The sequence below is a fragment of the Bacteroidota bacterium genome, from assembly GCA_018831055.1.
GTDB lineage: Bacteria > Bacteroidota > Bacteroidia > Bacteroidales > B18-G4 > M55B132.
Genome location: JAHJRE010000111.1, coordinates 1 through 18,974 on the forward strand (window position 1 = coordinate 1; position 18,974 = coordinate 18,974).

Consider the following 18,974-nt stretch of genomic DNA (forward strand, 5'->3'; position numbering starts at 1 on the left):
GATGGTTCCTTCTCTTATTTTTACTCGTCTTCCAGTCACTCAGTCACTATGATACTGAGTGACTTAGGGATCAAGTGACTGAGTGACTCGATGGTTCCTTCTCTTATTTTTACTCGTCTTCCAGTCACTCAGTCACTATGATACTGAGTGACTTAGAGATCGAGTGACTGAGTGACTCGATGGTTCCTTCTCTTATTTTTACTCGTCTTCCAGTCACTCAGTCACTATGATACTGAGTGACTTAGGGATCAAGTGACTGAGTGACTTAGGGATCGAGTGGCTGAGTGACTCAGCGGTCAGATCGGAGATCTACAGGATAAAATCGAAAAAGTTTTCCTTGTCAACAACTTCAAAATGAGCTTCCGGATAAGCATTCGAAAACATTAAAGGTGCTTTTATGTTTGATTTCGGTTTGTATTTAAACTCATATGCATACAACTTATCATCAAATTCCTCCAGATAGTCAACTTCCTGTTGTTTGGTTGTGCGCCAAAAGTAAGTGTTCCTGTATAGTCTGTTGTATTCAATGTGCTTTAAGCGTTCCGAAATCATGAAGTTTTCCCATAATGATCCGGTATCGTTCCTAAGTTCAATCGGATTAAACTGACTGATCACTGCATTTCTGATTCCGTTATCAATGAAATATATTTTTCTTGATCTTTTAAGCTCATTTCTGAGATTCCTGGAGTAGGAAGAAAGTCGGAAAATTATAAATGCTTCCTCTAAAATATGAATATACCGCTCAATGGTCTCTTTATCTGCTGCCAAAATATTCGACAATTCGGTATAAGAGACCTGGTTTCCTACCTGAAAAGCCAGAGCCTTGACCAGATTCTCAATCAGATCGGGTTTCCTGATATCTTTCAATCGGAATACATCCTTGAATAAGTAATCCGAGACAAGCTCATTAAGTACCTCCTTTTCTTTACCGGCCTGATTAATAACATCCGGATAGGAGCCATATATAAGTCTTGTATTTAGTGACCGTAATATTTCCAGTTTGTTTGTATGATCCACAAGTTCCTTTATGGATATAGGAAACAATCTGAATGTCCATTTTCTTCCTGTAAGCGATTCTTTTATTTTATCTGTCAGTTCAAACGAACTGGAGCCTGTTGCAATCAGTTGTATATCAGAACAGTTATCATGAATTATTTTTAGTGTTAAGCCAGAATTACTGAGTCTTTGAGCTTCATCAATAACTATTATATTTCCGGGTGGAAATAATTCTATTGCGCGTGTAGAATTCATGCTATTCAGCAATTCCCTGTCATCCGGATTATCTGCATTAAGCCAGGTAGTTTTATCTAAATGCATTTTTTGTAATTGCCTTAAAAGAGTTGTTTTGCCTACCTGCCTGGGGCCTAACAGGAGAATGGTTTTTCCGGAAAACAGCCTGCCGGTAATTATGTCGAAAAGCTTTCTTTTGATCATTTTAAAGGTCTTAACCGACAAATATACGGATTTTTCTCGGTTATGTTCTCCAAAATTCAAAAAGCTTTATAACATAAGATTAAATGAGTATCGGGAAACATGAACTCAAAGTTACAGGCGACAGGTTGCAAGCGACAACTCATCACTCTTCACCCACACCCAAACTACCTGCAGCCTGTAACCTGCACAGCCTGTAACCATAAAGCAGGTAACTTGGTATTAATCATTCCCTGTACTCATTTAAGACTATTCTCAACGAGAATTCAGGTAACAAATTCAAGGTAATTTTCCCTGTTCCTAAAACCAACTTAATCAGTTCCACCCCTACGGGGTTCGGAAAACGTTCCTTAACCATTGTGCTACCGAAGTGAGGGCCCCTACGGGGCTTGCTAATATTAAATTACCACATTTTCTCATCTTCCATCTCTCATCTCTCATCTTCCATCTCCCATCTCTCCTCTCTCTTCTTCCCATAAAACCCATAATACTTCCACCCCCCCTCATCAAGGTACAACCCTCTCTCCCTGAGTTCCAGTCCATCGCGTTCAAAAACAACTCCCGAAAACAGGTCTTTCAGGAACCATGTTCCTTCATTGAAAAGATCTTCCGGAAGTTTAACATAACATTGGCTTTGATACGGGGAGTAATTGACCGGTATCAGGAAGATTTGATTTCCGGGTCCCTCCCACAAAAAAGCAATATAGTTCTCAAAGGAATGATTTCCTTCCCAGATGGAAACACAGTTTAGCAAACGCCAGTTTCCTTCATGAAATGCTTTATCATTCAAAACCTCCAGAAGCTTAAGATAAAACTGTTTTATCTGCAGATTTTCCTCTTCCCGCGGTCCCCGGATCAAGTGCGGAGAAATGCGCTTTGTTTTCCCTTCAAATTGCCCCTGGTGGAAGAATTTCAATCCCGGTGTCAAATATGTTAGTATGGCGGCAGCTTCATGCTTTCCGGGAGGAAACTCTTTTGCAGCCCTTTGCTCATCGTGGTTTTCCAGGAAACGTGCCATTTCCCTCTGATAATCCAGCGGAGCCAGCAAATGGGCTCTTACCGGGGCGGCATTGTCTTTTAACAGCCTGTCGTAAAGTCTTTTGTCATAAACATAATCGAATCCCTGCTGCAACAGGGTCCACTCCATATCCCAGTATACCTCCGCCATAAAGATAAATTCAGGATGTTTGACTCTCACCTTTTGAATGGCATCCTGCCAGAATGGGGCTGCCTGTATGCCCCAGGTTCTTTCAAATACTTCCGGCAAAACCAGCATGGCCATATCGCAGCGCAGTCCGTCGCACCAGCCGGATATCCTCTCCAATTCCTCTTTCATGGCTTCCTGCAATCCTGTGTGACCGTAATTTAACTGCAGAGTATCCGGCCAGCCGTCGAAGTATGGATCCCTGCCATAAGCGAAGATCATCTCTTTTTTACCGGAGTTTACCCGGATAAAATTTTCAGGATGCTCCAGAAGATCCTTTTCGGTGCCTGTGATAAAATACTCCGGATGCTCCATCACCCAGGGATGATCAGGACCCATATGGTTGGGTACGAAATCGAGCATCAGGCGCATACCCCTTTCATGGAGCTTTGCCCTGAACCGCTGTAAAGCTGCTTCTCCACCCAGTTCCGGATTGACTCTATAGTCCGCAATGGCAAATCCCGAACCCCCGATATCATCATCCTGCAAATCAGGCAGGGTATTCTCATAATCCTGCCTCCATGCCTTATGGTGCTGGGAGACATTCCTGCCTGTTTCCCCTGTGCACCAAACACTCAGCATGTAGATCCAGTCAAAACCTTTGGCTTCCATCTCATCCAGGAAAGCATCCGGAATATCATCCAATGTGGTCTTGCGACCTGTTTCCTGAGACAACCGGGTTAAAAGAACCCTGGTATTAATTTGGTAAAGTAGGGGATATTTATGATGATTCATAGTCAGGTATTTTATTCAAAGATAAGACCTTTCATCATAGCAGACACTTTACTTATCTTTGTCAAAACCTTTTCAATAACCTTAATGCGGATGATAAAAAGCCTTATTACGCTTTGCCTGCTATTCATCTTCCTGGATGTCTTTTCACAAGCCTCTGAGGAAAGGCCCTCTGCATTTTTCAGTCTGGGCGCCAGGTACAATTATGGCTTTGTTATCCGCCATTCCAAGGCTCTTCCTGAAGAAACCCAATCGAACCCCGTTGGTTACCAATTAGATGCAGGATGGCATTTCATTGGAGAGAAGGCAAGGGATTACTGTAACTGTTATCCCAGGTTAGGCTTATCATTCTATTACTGGGATTATCGGAATCCGGATATCCTGGGACAAGGCCTCACCCTTATGGCTTTTGCCGAGCCGTTTTTCAAGGCGCGCGACCGTTTACGTTTTTCAGCCAGGGCCGGATTGGGCCTTAATTACCAGAACATGCCCTACGATTCTGTGAACAATCCCCTGAACCTGGCTTACAGTACCCACTTTGCTTTTGCTGTATTACTGAATTTCAATGCGGGATTCAGGATCAATGAGCAATGGACACTGAGCCTGGGTATCAATTATAACCATATCTCCAATGGAGGTGTAAAACTTCCGAACAAAGGCCTAAACTATCCAACCGTCAGTCTGGGCGCCGAATATTATTTCAGGAAAGCCGTATTCCCCGAACCTGCAAGGAAACAGACACGATCGGCATTCCAGCCTTCCTGGCAGGGAAATGTCAGTGTTTTCCTGGGTTTTAAAGGCATACAGGAAGATGAAGAACTTTATTTCGTTAAAGGTCTTTCCATACAGGGAGGTCGCAGGATCAGCCCGGCCTCGGCATTTGCCGGCGGACTGGAATACATTTACGACGATTCTGAACTGGCCATGAGCAGGATCTATACATCCATCACGGAAAAAGCCGTTAATCGTCTTTCTGGTTTCGGAGCTTATGAATTTTCCGCGGGAGACATCACTTTCTTTTTTAATATGGGTATTTATTTATACAGCCCCGACCGGCATACCAGCCTCTTGTACCAGCGTTACGGATTTCGCCTGAAGATATGGAGGTTTCTCTCCACCGGACTTAGCCTGAAAGCACACGGACATGTAGCAAGCTTTTTTGATGTTAGATTGATTGGTGTTATGTGAGTCTATCAACCGTCTATTTCCGAACACTACTGTAACGTTTCGAACATTATTTCGTCTTATAATTACGACATTCCGGTTTATTATTTGATTAATAATCAAGCCAATAAGCGGTTTGGCATAATTAGTGAATAATTATTAAGCGTAAACAACCCTTTGCAACATGGTAGTAGATCTTAAAGCTAACGAAATGGTCACCAAAGCAGGAGATGTGAAATTTCACGCCCTCAACGGTGAAATAAAAGGAAAACTGATCCTGACCAACCAAAGGATCTATTTCAAACCGATCGAAAACGATGATCATAATTACAACCTGGAAATACTCCCGGATGAAATTAAAGAGCTCCTGTACTTCAAGACCGGTTTTTTCTCTAATAACGGCCTGATATTCATGACAAAAGAAGGCAAAGAGCTGCGGTTTATTGTCAAAAACAGGGATACCTGGTCGCAAATGATCAATAAAATGTATTAGAGGATCTTTGACTGGTCATTCAATATAACCCCTGGGTGGTTTCCTTGTGAAACCACTCTACCTTTGTAAGCAGAATTATTAATGAGTGTTGATCCCCGGTTTTACCGGGGATTTTTCATTTGGTTTTTTCCTATATTTGTCTGGCTTTCCTGGAAATTAATTATGTATTTCCTCATCAAATCCACAGCCATGAACAAATCAATCTTTTTCTTTTCGCTTCTGGTCATTTTCAGCAGCAAAAGCATTATCTCCCAGGAAGCATTAAAACCTACTTTGATTAAACCTGCTTTCTTCAGTAAAACCCCACCTCTTTCAGAGTTTTCGCCAGCAAATACCGTCTGGTTATATGCAAAGGAAATAGATAACATCATGGAGGTTGAAATGCCCCGGGTTGAGAATACCAGGCCTTACCTTACCGATCCCGTAAAGCAGGGTTATTGGGGAAACAGCCATCCGGCTAAGCTTTTAAACGTCTTCGAGGGGATCGGTAATGTGAATACCACCATCCCTCCCGATACTCAGGGAGATATTGGGTCTGAGTTTTTCTTCCAGTCGGTGAATGTGTCATTTATGGTTTTCGATAAATCAGGAAATAGTGTTCATGGGCCCTTTCAAAACATGATGCTCTGGCAAAGTTTTCCATTAATAACCAGGACCTTCGGGGATCCCATCACCATTTATGATCATATCGCCAACCGGTGGCTGACCAGTGTCATGGGATCAAACAACGAGGTCACAACATACTATGAATTAATAGCTGTTTCGGAAACTTCTGATCCTGGCGGGCCCTGGTATGCTTATGCTTACGAGTTGGAATCATTGCCCGACTATCCCAAATTTGGATTGTGGCCCGATGCATATTACATGTCGGCCAATATGTTTGATCTGAACAACAACATTTGGGTGGGTGCGGCTGCATTTGCTTTCGACCGGGAAAAAATGCTTGAGGGAGACCCTGATGCAGGTATGTTGCGCTTTCAGACAACACCCACGAGTGGCGGGTTCCTGGAAGATCCTTTTTCTTTCCTTCCTTCCGATCTCGAAGGCCTTCCTCCCGATTCTGCTTTGCCGAATTATTTTATGTACTTCAAAGATGACGTATGGGGATTTGATTATGATCTGCTCAGCTTGTGGGAGTGTACCATCGATTGGAACAGTCCTTTTGCATCTTCTTTCACTCATATTACGGATCTTCAAACCGAACCTTTCGATGCCAATGTCGATAACTTTAGCTTCATCAACCAGCCCGGAACCCATTACAAACTGCATTCCCTTTGCAACCGGCTGATGAACCGCCTGAATTACCGCTTTGTGAACGGATACCATGCTCTCGTCACCAACCATACCGTAGATGCAGACGGCATGGACCACGCCGGAGTGAGATGGTATGAGTTGCGAAATGAAGGTAAGGGATGGACTATTTTCCAGCAAGGTACTTATGCCCCCGATACAACCCACCGCTGGATGGGTAGCATCTCCATCGACTGCCAGGGTAATCTGGGGCTCGGTTACAATGTCTCAGGAACTACAGTCTTTCCCGGAATCAGGGCAACCGGCAGGCGGATTAATGATCCACCGGGACTTATGACCGTACCTGAGTTTGTCATACAGAATGGAAACGGTGTGCAAACCAATTCAGGATTCCGTTGGGGCGACTATTCCCTGATGAGCATCGATCCTGTTGACGACAAAACGTTCTGGTATACCAACGAATACATTCCAACCAACGGTCCTTATTCCTGGAAGACAGCTATAGGTGCATTTTACCTCGCCGATGACTCCCTGGACCATACCTCTGCTCTCCCCGATACTCTGTTGTTTACTAATATTCAACAGGTAAACGAAGGACAGGATATCCTGGTCTGTAACCCTTCAACCGTCAATGCCATGATCAAATCCTTTACCCAGGAAGGTGATTTCTGGATGATCAGTGAACCTGCACCTGATCCATATTTTCTGAATATAAATGATACATTGGCACTGCATGTCGATATAACCATCCCTGCAGAATACCTGTTTGGTGAGGTGATTTACGATGCATTGCAGATCATAACAAGCCTGGATACTCATAATGTGATCATCGGAATCGCTGATAGCCTGATAACAGGCATTAAAAACAAGATCATTCAAGTCAGTGACCTGCAGGTTTATCCCAATCCATTTACTTCGCAAACATCTGTTTCTTTCAATATTTTCTCTGAAAGCGAGATATGTCTTTATGTTTATGACCTCCAGGGAAAAAAGGCTGATATGATCTTTTCCGGGCGGATTTCTCAACCGGGCAAACAGGTATTTACCTGGACAGTACCGCGCGATTTTCATAAAGGTGTATATTTCATTGGCCTGCAATCAAACGGATTTCTTATTTCCAGGAAGGTATTGCATCTCCCTGAATAAAGCTGTTGAAACCGGTTGAATACCTTTCCCTGAACGAATCAAACCGTTAACTTTCTGACGTTTGCATGGAAAGGAATAGTAAATATTACTAAGTACTCTATAAATTTGCTAACTTTAGCCATCTCAATCCAACCAGCATGAAAAAAACCATTCTCCTGGCATTACTTATTACTGTGATGTCAGGCAATTCCTTTGCCAAATCATACAACCTCTCCTCTCCGGATGATAAGATCAGGGTTAACATTAACGTCGGGGATGGAATAAGCTTTACGGTTCATTACTCCGGCAAGTCCGTCATCGAATCCGCCATCATAGGTTTGGAACTGCAAAACAGCTTTGATTTCGGAACAGAACCCAAAGTCCGGGCAAAGAAATTCTATGAGGTAAATGAAGAGATATACCCTGTTGTCCCTGTAAAATCAAAAGTTGTACATAATCAATACAATAGTCTGGTGTTGATCTTCCGACAGCCCTTTAAATTAGAGTTCAGGGCATACAACGATGGGGTTGCATACAGGATAATAGGGGAGACCAACCAGACCGTTACGGTGCAAAGTGAGACCGGTATTTTTGAATTTCCTGAAAACACGCGGGTTTGGTTTCCTCAGGAAGATAAGTTTTACAGCCATTTTGAGCGAATGTACCTCGACACTCTTCTCTCTTCCCTTGATAACGGCGCCTTCTGTTCCCTTCCCGTCCTCCTGGAAACACCTGATGATATGTTTATCGCCATTTGCGACAGCGATGTCAAAGACTATCCGCAAATGTTCCTGGAAAAAACGGAAGGGGTTGCTTTAAAGGCTCTTTTCCCTCCGGTAGTGCTGGAAACGGAGCCCACTCAGCGACCTCATGCTGAAACCATCACCTCGGAAGCGGATTATATCGCACACACAAGGGGATTTCGTGATTTCCCCTGGAGAGCCTTCATCCTCTCAGATAATCCGGGTGATATCGTGGAAAGCAACATCATCTTTGCTTTGGCCGGCGAGTCAGAAATAGAAAACACATCCTGGATCAAACCGGGTAAGGTTGCCTGGGACTGGTGGAATGCAAACAACATTTACGGGGTCGATTTCCGGGCAGGAATAAACACGGAAACATATAAGCATTACATCGATTTTGCATCCCGTTTCGGACTCGAATACATCATCCTGGATGAAGGCTGGTCGGATCCGGGTGACGTGATGGTCATCAATCCCGACATCAACCTGACAGAGATCATCAACCATGGCAAAGAGAAAAATGTGGGAATCATCCTATGGGTATTATGGAAACCTCTGGACAAGGTTATGGAGGCATTTATGGACAGCTGTCAGGTCTGGGGTGTGAAAGGCCTGAAGATCGATTTTATGCAGAGGGCCGACCAGGAAATGGTGAATTATTACTGGAAAACGGCGGAAGCAGCCACCGCTCATCAACTTATCCTGGATTTTCATGGTGCTTACAAACCGGCTGGATTTAACCGTACCTGGCCCAATGTCTTGTCGCACGAAGGGGTAAAAGGACTGGAAAACAACAAGTGGTCGATGCTGATCACCCCGCGGCACGATCTAACCCTCCCGTTCACGCGCATGGTAGGTGGACCGATGGATTATACCCCTGGCGCCATGATCAATGCCCAACCCGGTAATTTCCATGTCTCCTTCACCCGCCCCATGAGCCAGGGCACACGCTGCCACGAAATAGCCAAATATGTGGTCTTCGAAAGCCCACTCCAAATGCTGGCCGATAGCCCTTCAAATTACTACAGAGACGAAGAATCCACGGAGTTTATTTCCGGTATCCCTGTTACATGGGACGAAACAAAGGTGCTGGATGCTGCTGTGGGGGAATACATTGTGATGGTCAGAAAGAAAGGTGGTAAATGGTACCTGGGCGCCATGACCAACGAAAAACCCCGGCAATTTCAAATCCGCCCCACTTTCCTGGATGATGGGGAATATAATCTGGAAATCATGCAGGACGGTATCAATGCCGACAGAAATGCCATGGATTACAGTAAGATCACCCGGACCATCTCAACAGACGACACCATCCATCTTAACCTTGCTCCCGGCGGAGGCTGGGTTGGGATCTTTGAGTAAGTTTATTTTACATTTGGACGCCTGATTGTAAAATACACTTTCATACGAATCTTCGGTCTCTCTGGATAGGTAAAACCATTATCAGGATTGGGAAATATTAAAAAAGTGGCAGGGTGCAGGTTACAGGTTGCAACTCAAAAAATTAAAACTGCTCCAACAGCCGGATCCTGTTCTCAATCGGGGGATGGGTAGCAAACAGCGAATCCAGTGAAAGAAAATTTTTCTTTTCTTTCTCCTGGGGATTATCAATAAAAAGCTGGGCAACATCCTGGCGTTTCACTGCCTCTATCCTGGAATCGGTGGAAACCTTCCGCAAGGCGGAAGCCAGAGCCATAGGGTTTTTTGTCAATTGTGCCCCGCCGGCATCGGCCATGTACTCTCTTTTCCTGGAAAGGGCAAACCGGAACAAAAGCGTGATCACATATCCCACAACCGCCAATACAAGCCCCAGCAGCATGATGGTGCCGTCTTTCTTGTCTCTTCTGCCTCCGCCAAAAACCAGGGTTCGCAGGAACATCTCAGCGAGAAAGGCGAAGATCCCTACAAAAATGATGGAGATGATCAGAAGCCTCACATCCCGGTTGCGGATATGGGTCAGTTCGTGAGCGATAACACCCTCAAGCTCCTCATCATTCAGCTTGTTAATGATCCCGCTGGAAAGGGTCACGGTATATGTCTTTTCATTGATCCCGCTCGCATAGGCATTCAATGAATCGTCATCAATGATATTGATTTTAGGCATCTTCATGCCCGCGGCAATGGTCAGGTTTTCCACAAGGTTGTAAACCCTTTTGTTGTCCTTTCGTTCCAATGGCCTGGCTCCCGTGGCACTCATGATCATGCTGGAATGTGAAAAGTAAGCTATTAAAAACCAAATGCCTACTCCTATGGTGATCCAGGGAACCGTCCTGAGAAAAGCATGAACGGCATAAGGCCCGCTGCTGTCGGGGTATTGCGGGTCATAGTTGATAAAATAAATGAAGATATATGCCAGGATGAACAATACCAGCGGGAACATGATAAGCAGCACCACAGACCTGGAATTGTTCCTCCAGATCTGGGTTTGCAATCCTGTGTATTTCATTTTACTCAAAGTTTATTTTGGGAGCCTCTTCCATCCTTTCCCTGCCGGCTTCTCCCAGGTCGAACATCATTTCCTTTTTGAACCCGAACATGCCGGCAACAATATTAGAGGGAAACATTTCAACCGAAGTATTGAGCTCTCGCGTGGCCGAATTAAAGTAACGCCGTGCCGCAGCCAGCTTGTTTTCCACATCGGAAATTTCTTCCTGAAGATTCATAAAGTTCTGGCTGGCTTTCAGGTCGGGGTAGGCTTCCACGGCAACTTTCAACCCTTGCAATGCAGAGGTGAGCTGGGCTTCAGCCTGTATCTTCCCGTCGATGGTGGTGGCGCTCATGGCCTTTGACCTGGCTTCCGTGATGTCGGTTAGCACTTTTTGCTCATGCTTCATATAACCCTTCACGGCATCCACCAGTTGAGGGATCAGATCATGACGCTGCCGCAGCTGCACATCGATATCGGCAAATGCATTTTCACGGTTATTCCTTAACCTTACCAGCTTGTTATACAATGAAATAAGAAGCAGTATGACTACCGCTATAATGGCAATGATTACAATGATTCCTGTCATAATATTCGTTTATTGATTTACGGGTAAAATTAAGGATAATTTCCCGGGATACACCATGAAATTTACTCATACTTTAATGCATCCGCAGGATTGATCTGAACCGCTCTCAGGGTTTGCCAGGAAACGGCCGCAATAGTCAGTACGACGGATAATAAACCGGATGCAATGAAAATCCACACATCAATATCTATCCTGTAGGCAAACCTGCTAAGCCATTCTGCAGACAGGAAATACATCAACGGAAGGGCAATGATCCCGGCTATCAGCACCAGTCGGAGGAAGCTCCAGAGTATCATACGATACAGGCTAAGATTATCCGCACCCAGTGTTTTACGTATGCAGATTTCCCTGATCCTGCTTCTAAGCGTGAACATAACTATGGCAATCAATCCGATCAGTGCGATGGCCAATGCCAGCAGCGTGAATACACCCATGATCTTCACCAGGTTTTGTTCTTTCGAATATAAGCGGTCGAAATTCTCATCCAGGAAAAAAGAATTGAATGGCCATTCCGGAGAGGATTTATCCCAAACCTCCTCAATGGCAGCCAGGGTCTTATCAAGGTTTTTTGTATCCACATCCAGGATCATATTCAGCACATAATTAGGGTAGGGTCGCTTGCTGACAACGAAGACAGCCGGATATACCCTGTTATGAAGTGAACGGTAATGGATATCATCTGCTATCCCTATGATCCGCCGGGTTTCTATCCCATCCCAGAATCCTGTAAGATATTCCCCGACAGGGTTTTCTATCCCCTGGTTCCTCAGGATACCGGCCATGGTTTCATTGATGATACAAAGGTCAAGGCTGTCTTTGGCAACTTCCGGAAGGTCATCCGGAAAGTCCTCCCCTGTATGTATCCTGGCCCCCATAACATCAAAGAAGTTATTTTCGACGGAAATAAATGCTGCCGAAAGCTCGTTTTCCGCCACGGTATGTCCTTTGACGAGAAATCCACAGTAATTGTTCTCAAACCTTCCCGGGATATTATGAGTACCTGTCGAGGCATTCACTCCGGGCATGGAGGCCACAGCCATTTTAATGTCATCAAAGCGGCGGTTCATGTTTTCATCCCAGGGATTTTCCACAACCAGCTTTCCCGATTTCTCAAATCCCAGGTTCCTTTCCGATAAATAACTGAATTGCTGCTGCACGATCCAGGCTCCCGTGATCAATCCTACAGATATGATAAACTGAAAGATCACCAGTATTTCACGTATACCCAAACCTTTCCTGCCCTTACGATGAACGGTATCTCCAAGGCTTTTTAACACCTGCCCCGATTGATAGGAAGAAAGTATCCAGGAAGGATAACTGCCGGTAAGGATGATCAGCAATCCCAGGAAAGCCACAATAGAAGTGAGGAACACAGGCCTTGCCAGGGTTTCTAAAGACAGTTCGTAGCCATAAATTACCGAAAACCATGGCAGGAATATTTCTGCAAGAGCCAATGCCAGCAGGAAAGCAAGAAGTATATAAAAGGCTGTTTCTGTAAAAAATTGCATCGCGATTTGCCCCCGTGTTGAGCCCATAACCTTGCGTAGCCCAATTTCCCGGTAGCGCTTCATGTTACGGGCAGTCGACAAATTGATAAAGTTCACACAGGCGAGTATAAGAATGAGAGCAGCGCTGACCCCGAATATCCTGACCACTGTTATGCTTCCCTGAGCTTCCATCTCCCAGCGTATGTTTTCCGAGTGCAGATGGATGCGCTTTAACGGTTGCAGTCGAATGGTGCTGCGATAATTTGTATCAGGAACATTCCGCGCCCAGCATTCATCCAGATCCTGCTCAATATCTGCTACCTCCACACCGGGCCTTAACAGGCAGTAAAAATGATAGGAACTGTTGTACCAGTTTTTCAGGGCAGATTTGTTCGATTGCATAACATAATCAAGCGGCAATATGCCTGAAAAATGCACGAAAGATCCCGAGGGAATATCCTCCATGATACCACTCACTACAACAGGGTAAAAGTTTTCCACCAGAATCTCCTTCCCGATCGGATCTTCATCCCCAAAATACCGTCTGGCCGTCGACTCCGTCAGAATTACGGTATTTGGCCTTTTGAGGATCTCAATGGGATCTCCTGAGATCATTCCGAAATCAAAAATCCTGAAAAAACTACTGTCGGTACTGATAAAAATCTCATTCTTAAGCTTGGTATCCCCATAACGCAATACCAGGTTTTCCCTTTTCAGGATGGTGACATCCTCAATACCGGATATCTGATCCCGTTGAAATGTAAGAAATACACCGGGTTGTATGGGATCATCAAACTCCGTTCCCGGATTGATCTGCCGGTAAATACGGTCTCCCTTGCTGTGAAACCGGTCAAAATCATACTCGTTAATTATATAAACGGTAATAATCAACACACAGGAAATTCCCAACGCCAACCCGATGATGTTGATCAACGAATAGGAAACCGACCTGTAAAAATTTCTCCAGGCGGTTTTAAGATAATTGGAGAACATATGGAAAGTTTTTCCAATTGTTTCAAGAATTATACCAATCGAAGGAAAAGCCTGGTTTATAGAAGATAGTAAGGATATGACAAAAGGATTCCTGTATACTAAATGAACATCTGCTGTTCACAACTGAACAAACAAATATTTCAAAATCATTCAATGGATGCCTACCTGATAACTTAAAAAGGTAAAGCATCCCTTATCGTTTTCAGGTCCGTTTCCTTCAGCTTCAGATTCCCGGCCCTGGCATTGGAGATTACCTGCTCCGTCTTCCTTGCCCCTGTCAGCACACTGGTAATGCCCATCTGGTGAAAGGTCCAGGCAATAACTATATTTGATACCGGCTGCTGATAAAACGAGGCAATATCTTCCAGGATGCTTAGCAGCTTGAGTACTTTGCTCCATGCAGGTTCGCTGTAAAAATCATAGAAACGGTCACGGTAATCCCCTTTTTCAAACTCCGGTTTTGTTTTATACCTGCCGGTAAGGATTCCTCCTCCAAGTGTCCCATATCCCAGGATACCAATGTTCTTCTCCAGGCAAAAGGGAAGTATATCCTTTTCAATTTCTCTTTCCAGCATAGAATAGTGGGGCTGGTCCGATACTATCCATGTCGTTTTCAATGTCGTTTCAAGCAATTCACGGCTGAAATTGGAAACCCCGAGGTAACGAAATTTGCCCAAATCCCTTAGTTTAACCAATTCATTCAGGGTATCTTCCAAAGGTGTATCAGGATCCGGGCGGTGGATCTGGTACAGATCGATAAAATCCGTTCCCAGCCTTTTCAGCGAATCATCGATCTCCTGGCGTATGCTTTCCGGTTTCAGGGTAATGTAAACTCCTTTGCCTGCCTTCTTTATTCCAACCTTGGTGGCCAGCACCACCTCATCCCTTTTACCCTTAATGGCTTTACCCACAATCTCCTCAGAATGCCCCGAGCCGTATACCGGCGCTGTATCAATAAGGTTAATCCCGTTATCCAATGCAGCATGTAAAGCCCTTACCGACTCTGCATCATCCGACACACCCCAGAAATCATTCCCCATCGCCCACGTCCCCAATCCAACAACAGAAACCCTCAAATCAGACTTCCCAATTTTCCTATAAATCATTATTCATTATTCATTATTCATTGTTCATTGTTCATTGTTCATTATTCCTGGTTCCCTCTCAACATCAAATTCAACCCCTTCCTGTCCAATATCCGTATCTCCCTTCTCTGCAACTCAATGATCCCTTCCCTGTCGAGTTCACCCATTGTTCTGGCCAGGGAAGGCCGTGTCACTCCAAACAGGTCCGCCAGGCTTTGTTGCGAATGTGGGATGGTAACCATTTCCTTATCTTTCCCGGCAAGGTTCAGCAGGTATTGAGCGATCTTTTCCCGGATGGTCTTGAAAGAAAGAAACTTGATCTTCATCGACAGGAACTGTGCCCGGGTGGAGATCATATTCAGGAAGTTCTCCAGGAATACCGGGCTGATCTGAAACATTTGGATCACCGAAGCTCGTGGTATCATCAGTATAGTAACCTTTTGATTAGCCACAATGTTCACCGGAAGCTTACGGTGCTGGCCAAACAAAAATGCCGAAGCCACCGGGCTGGGTGCTGTCATATCCTCTATTTTGATCGTTTTTCCTGAAAAATCGATCATATCACCCCTCACACTGCCTTCCAGAACAACATACAGAAAATCACAGGGATCATTGCTATGTGCGATCAGATCTTCCGCTTCATAAGAACGCATCTGGTAATGGACCTGGTTCATGATATGAGCCAGCTCCCCTTGTGAAATACCCTGAAAAAGCGGACTCTGAGATAACACTTCAATATTCATCCGTACTTTTTTTGCAAAAATCCGCATTTTTTGCTATGTTGTAACATTTGTTACATTTTTTCAGGAAGGGCTGGGATAATTTTGCCATGTAAAGACAAATTCCTGAAAAATGAAAAGAGAGATAATACATATTGATGATGAAAAATGCGATGGTTGTGGTTTATGCATTCCCAACTGTCATGAAGGTGCGCTCCAGATCATCGACGGAAAAGCGAGGCTGGTAAGCGAACTGATGTGCGACGGGCTTGGCGCCTGTATAGGACATTGTCCGCAGGGAGCCCTGACCATCGAAACCCGTGAAGCCGATGCTTATGATGAAGTAGCCGTTATCGGTGAGATCATCCCTAAAGGGAAGAATACTCTTATCGCTCATTTAAAACACCTGAAGGATCATGGTGAACATGCTTATCTTAAGGAAGCGGTTGCTTTTCTGAAAACACAGAACAACCTGCCTTTCGACCTGCAGGAGGTTCTGTCAACCGTGCATCATCACGGACATGCACAGGAGAATCAGCATAATCATCACAATCATCATCATGGCGGAGGCTGTCCTGGATCTATTCCTGTTGACCTGGGAGCCGTGAAAGTCAGACCTCAAACTATCACGAATGACGTGGAGGGGTCACCGGAAGGCTCAGAGCTTTCACAATGGCCGGTGCAGATGCACCTGATCAATCCTTCGGCTTCCTATTTCAAAGGACAGGATCTGCTGGTTGCTGCCGATTGTGTGGCATACGCTATGAGCGGCTTCCACAGAGACTATTTGAAGGGTAAGAAACTCGTGATTGCATGCCCAAAACTCGATACAGGTCTTGAAACCTATGTAGAAAAGTTCCGCAGACTGATCGATGAAGCCAGGATCAACACGATCACTGTGATGATGATGGAAGTCCCCTGCTGCCAGGGAATGATGCGACTGATAGACCACGCTTTGGCACAGGCAACGAGAAAAGTCCCGGTCAAAGCCCTGGTCGTAAGCATCCGGGGAGAAATATTAAAGGAAGAATGGGTATGAGCCCGATAACAATATAATTTATAATACCATGTCAATGTTCTGTTACCAATGCCAGGAAACCATGAAAGGAAGCGGATGCACCGTAAAGGGTGTCTGTGGTAAGACCGACGATGTAGCGAATATGCAGGATCTGCTGATTTTTGTTACCAAAGGCGTCTCCATCCTGGCCAATATTGCAAGAAAAAACGGCCTCGACACGATCAGGGCCGACAAGTATGTCTTCGAATCCCTTTTCATGACCATCACCAATGCCAACTTCGACAAGAAGAAAATCATGGAGAAAGTAAAAGAAGGTTATGAACAGCGGGAACACCTCAGAAAACAAATAACGGATGCCGGAAAACGGATACCGGAAGGATTGCACAGCAGTACTTCCTGGAAAGGATTGAGCGAAGAAGAGATGGAAAAGAAATCACAGCTGGTTGGTGTAATGACCACAGGTGATGAAGACATCCGCTCTCTCAAGGAATTGCTGACATACGGAATCAAGGGAATGGCTGCTTACGCAGAACATGCCTGGAACCTTGGCTATAAAGACCCCAGTGTATATGTTTTTATGGAAAAGGGACTGGAAGCGACCACACGCAATGATATCGGTGCAGCGGAGTTGTTTGATCTCGTTATGGAATGCGGCAAGACTGGTGTACACGTGATGGCCCTCCTCGACCAGGCCAATACGGAAACCTATGGCCATCCTGAAATGACTACAGTCAACATAGGGGTAAGGAACAACCCCGGCGTCCTGATCAGCGGCCATGACCTGAAGGATATGGAAGAACTGCTTCAGCAAACGGAAGGAAGCGGTGTGGACGTTTATACGCACAGCGAAATGCTTCCTGCCAATTATTACCCGAAGTTCAAGAAATACAAGCATTTCGTTGGTAACTATGGTAATGCCTGGTGGAAACAAAAGGATGAATTTGAGAAATTCAACGGTCCGGTGCTGTTAACAACCAACTGCCTGGTTCCACCGAAAGACAGTTACAAAGATCGCGTGTACACCACGGGTATGGCGGGCTTTGAAGGCTGTGTGCATATTCCCGATCGCGAAAATGGTTCTCCCAAAGATTTCAGCATCCTGATTGAACATGCCCAAAAATGCGCCTCTCCTGTGGAGATAGAAAACGGAAGCATTGTCGGTGGCTTTGCTCACAACCAACTGCTTCAGTTTGGCGATACCATTGTGAATGCTGTAAAAACCGGAGCTATTAAAAAGTTCTTCGTGATGGCCGGATGCGACGGCAGGATGAAAAGCAGGGAATACTATACGGAATTTGCCGGTGCTTTGCCTGCGGATACGATCATCCTCACCGCAGGCTGTGCCAAATACCGTTATAACAAGCTCCCTCTTGGTGATATCGGAGGTATTCCGAGGGTACTGGATGCCGGGCAATGCAACGACTCCTACTCACTTGCCCTTACTGCACTGAAGCTCAAGGAACTCTTCGGACTGAATGACATTAATGATCTGCCCATCGCATACAATATTGCCTGGTACGAACAGAAAGCCGTCATCGTCCTGCTTGCCCTGCTCTACCTCGGAGTGAAAAAAATCCACCTCGGGCCAACCCTCCCGGCTTTCCTGTCACCCAACGTGGTGAAGGTACTCGTGGATAAATTCGGGATCGCTGGTATCGGAGAAGTTGAAGAAGATGTGGCTATGTTTATGGAAGCATAAAGCTGTTTCTGGTGTAAAAACCAGGATATTAGTCATTAAGGCCCTCAAACCATCCACGTCTACAAGGATACTTTGAGGTATTACTGTTTATTCCCCTATTCGGGCTGTTTTCCGTGTTTATTTTGCTGACAGGAACCATACTCTGGTTCAAAAAGTTTTTCAGAAAGACTTGATAATAAACTGGTAAATACGTATTTTTAAACCATTCCAAACCAATCAGAATGCTGAAATTCATCAAATCACTAAAACCCCCGCCTCGATGGCGTATACCTGTGATCCTGGCGCTGGGGATTTTTGCAGGGCTGTTTCTGTTTGCGTTTTACCTGTCGAACGCCCCATCTTATCTCTCCGACAATCCCAAAACCTGTGTCAACTGCCACATCATGGCTCCTCAGTACACGACCTGGTTTCACAGTGCGCACAGGGAATATGCTACGTGCAACGACTGTCATGTCCCGCATAACAATAAGCTTAATTCATATTACTTTAAGGCAAAGGACGGATTGCGGCACGCAACCATATTCACCCTCAGGGCTGAACCTCAGGTGATTTTTATCAAAGAGGCAGGCATCAATGTGGTTCAGGGTAACTGCATCCGTTGCCACAACGACTTGATCACCCATGAAAAAGTAAACGCGTTCTCTGCCGAATTCCACGATGCACGGATGGATCGTTTATGCTGGGATTGCCATGTTGAAACCCCGCACGGCAGCGTAAACAGCCTTTCCAGCGTCCCCTACGCCAGGGTACCTCTTCCGGAAAGCCCGGTACCCGACTGGTTAAAGAAATCATTAAAGAATCAATAAACAATTAATT

At 45.1% G+C, this 18,974-nt stretch carries 14 protein-coding genes; 7 read left to right on the top strand and 7 right to left on the bottom strand.

From position 1 onward, the window contains the following. Nucleotides 1-309: 309 nt before the first annotated feature. On the bottom strand, nucleotides 310-1,434 hold the full coding sequence (locus KKA81_06990) for an ATP-binding protein (GenBank protein ID MBU2650661.1): 1,125 nt from the start codon (nucleotides 1,432-1,434) through the stop codon (nucleotides 310-312). A 427-nt stretch (nucleotides 1,435-1,861) separates the two neighbouring features. Then, nucleotides 1,862-3,370: an alpha-amylase gene (locus KKA81_06995; protein ID MBU2650662.1), complete on the bottom strand. Its 1,509-nt coding sequence runs from the start codon at nucleotides 3,368-3,370 to the stop codon at nucleotides 1,862-1,864. Between the two features lie 90 nt (nucleotides 3,371-3,460). Between KKA81_06995 and KKA81_07000 the strand changes: the two genes are divergently transcribed. From KKA81_07000 to KKA81_07015, 4 genes are all read left to right on the top strand, one after another. Beyond that, a complete protein-coding gene (locus KKA81_07000) occupies nucleotides 3,461-4,555 on the top strand; it encodes an acyloxyacyl hydrolase (protein MBU2650663.1) in 1,095 nt (364 codons plus the stop codon). Nucleotides 4,556-4,715: 160 nt separating this feature from the next. Further along, nucleotides 4,716-5,024: a hypothetical protein gene (locus KKA81_07005; protein MBU2650664.1), complete on the top strand. Its 309-nt coding sequence runs from the start codon at nucleotides 4,716-4,718 to the stop codon at nucleotides 5,022-5,024. A 189-nt stretch (nucleotides 5,025-5,213) separates the two neighbouring features. Next, nucleotides 5,214-7,421, top strand: a complete 2,208-nt coding sequence (locus KKA81_07010; GenBank protein ID MBU2650665.1) for a T9SS type A sorting domain-containing protein — start codon at nucleotides 5,214-5,216, stop codon at nucleotides 7,419-7,421. A 137-nt stretch (nucleotides 7,422-7,558) separates the two neighbouring features. Further along, nucleotides 7,559-9,505 (top strand): glycoside hydrolase family 97 protein, encoded by a 1,947-nt coding sequence (locus KKA81_07015; GenBank protein MBU2650666.1) that lies wholly within the window; start codon nucleotides 7,559-7,561, stop codon nucleotides 9,503-9,505. A gap of 142 nt (nucleotides 9,506-9,647) precedes the next feature. Here KKA81_07015 and KKA81_07020 read toward each other — a convergent pair whose 3' ends face one another. The 5 genes from KKA81_07020 to KKA81_07040 all read right to left on the bottom strand — a co-directional run bounded on the left by KKA81_07020 (nucleotide 9,648) and on the right by KKA81_07040 (nucleotide 15,465). Next, nucleotides 9,648-10,589 (bottom strand): M48 family metallopeptidase, encoded by a 942-nt coding sequence (locus tag KKA81_07020; GenBank protein ID MBU2650667.1) that lies wholly within the window; start codon nucleotides 10,587-10,589, stop codon nucleotides 9,648-9,650. A 1-nt stretch (nucleotide 10,590) separates the two neighbouring features. Further along, nucleotides 10,591-11,157, bottom strand: a complete 567-nt coding sequence (locus tag KKA81_07025) for a LemA family protein (GenBank protein MBU2650668.1) — start codon at nucleotides 11,155-11,157, stop codon at nucleotides 10,591-10,593. A gap of 62 nt (nucleotides 11,158-11,219) precedes the next feature. Continuing rightward, nucleotides 11,220-13,637, bottom strand: coding sequence for an ABC transporter permease (locus KKA81_07030; GenBank protein ID MBU2650669.1), 2,418 nt, complete (start codon nucleotides 13,635-13,637; stop codon nucleotides 11,220-11,222). Nucleotides 13,638-13,810: 173 nt separating this feature from the next. Next, nucleotides 13,811-14,743: an aldo/keto reductase gene (locus tag KKA81_07035; GenBank protein ID MBU2650670.1), complete on the bottom strand. Its 933-nt coding sequence runs from the start codon at nucleotides 14,741-14,743 to the stop codon at nucleotides 13,811-13,813. Between the two features lie 41 nt (nucleotides 14,744-14,784). Further along, complete coding sequence (locus KKA81_07040; GenBank protein ID MBU2650671.1) at nucleotides 14,785-15,465, bottom strand: Crp/Fnr family transcriptional regulator; 681 nt, start codon at nucleotides 15,463-15,465, stop codon at nucleotides 14,785-14,787. A gap of 109 nt (nucleotides 15,466-15,574) precedes the next feature. On the opposite strand from KKA81_07040, the gene KKA81_07045 reads away from it, so the two are divergent. The 3 genes from KKA81_07045 (at nucleotide 15,575) to nrfH (ending at nucleotide 18,964) form a co-directional block, all read left to right on the top strand. Next, entirely contained in the window at nucleotides 15,575-16,480 is a 906-nt protein-coding gene (locus tag KKA81_07045) for a 4Fe-4S binding protein (protein ID MBU2650672.1), read from the top strand. Between the two features lie 28 nt (nucleotides 16,481-16,508). Further along, on the top strand, nucleotides 16,509-18,158 hold the full coding sequence (gene hcp / locus KKA81_07050; protein ID MBU2650673.1) for a hydroxylamine reductase: 1,650 nt from the start codon (nucleotides 16,509-16,511) through the stop codon (nucleotides 18,156-18,158). A 221-nt stretch (nucleotides 18,159-18,379) separates the two neighbouring features. Next, a complete protein-coding gene (gene nrfH, locus KKA81_07055; protein MBU2650674.1) occupies nucleotides 18,380-18,964 on the top strand; it encodes a cytochrome c nitrite reductase small subunit in 585 nt (194 codons plus the stop codon). Nucleotides 18,965-18,974 lie beyond the last annotated feature (10 nt).

Excerpts from the sequence above, each read along its gene's own strand:
- KKA81_07045 (MBU2650672.1), top strand. The coding sequence starts at position 15,575 with ATGAAAAGAGAGATAATACATATTGATGATGAAAAATGCGATGGTTGT.
- KKA81_06995 (MBU2650662.1), bottom strand. The coding sequence starts at position 3,370 with ATGAATCATCATAAATATCCCCTACTTTACCAAATTAATACCAGGGTT.
- KKA81_07035 (MBU2650670.1), bottom strand. The coding sequence starts at position 14,743 with ATGATTTATAGGAAAATTGGGAAGTCTGATTTGAGGGTTTCTGTTGTT.
- KKA81_07010 (MBU2650665.1), top strand. The coding sequence starts at position 5,214 with ATGAACAAATCAATCTTTTTCTTTTCGCTTCTGGTCATTTTCAGCAGC.
- nrfH (MBU2650674.1), top strand. The coding sequence starts at position 18,380 with ATGCTGAAATTCATCAAATCACTAAAACCCCCGCCTCGATGGCGTATA.
- KKA81_07000 (MBU2650663.1), top strand. The coding sequence starts at position 3,461 with ATGATAAAAAGCCTTATTACGCTTTGCCTGCTATTCATCTTCCTGGAT.
- KKA81_06990 (MBU2650661.1), bottom strand. The coding sequence starts at position 1,434 with ATGATCAAAAGAAAGCTTTTCGACATAATTACCGGCAGGCTGTTTTCC.
- KKA81_07015 (MBU2650666.1), top strand. The coding sequence starts at position 7,559 with ATGAAAAAAACCATTCTCCTGGCATTACTTATTACTGTGATGTCAGGC.
- KKA81_07020 (MBU2650667.1), bottom strand. The coding sequence starts at position 10,589 with ATGAAATACACAGGATTGCAAACCCAGATCTGGAGGAACAATTCCAGG.
- KKA81_07030 (MBU2650669.1), bottom strand. The coding sequence starts at position 13,637 with ATGTTCTCCAATTATCTTAAAACCGCCTGGAGAAATTTTTACAGGTCG.
- KKA81_07040 (MBU2650671.1), bottom strand. The coding sequence starts at position 15,465 with ATGAATATTGAAGTGTTATCTCAGAGTCCGCTTTTTCAGGGTATTTCA.
- KKA81_07025 (MBU2650668.1), bottom strand. The coding sequence starts at position 11,157 with ATGACAGGAATCATTGTAATCATTGCCATTATAGCGGTAGTCATACTG.
- hcp (MBU2650673.1), top strand. The coding sequence starts at position 16,509 with ATGTCAATGTTCTGTTACCAATGCCAGGAAACCATGAAAGGAAGCGGA.
- KKA81_07005 (MBU2650664.1), top strand. The coding sequence starts at position 4,716 with ATGGTAGTAGATCTTAAAGCTAACGAAATGGTCACCAAAGCAGGAGAT.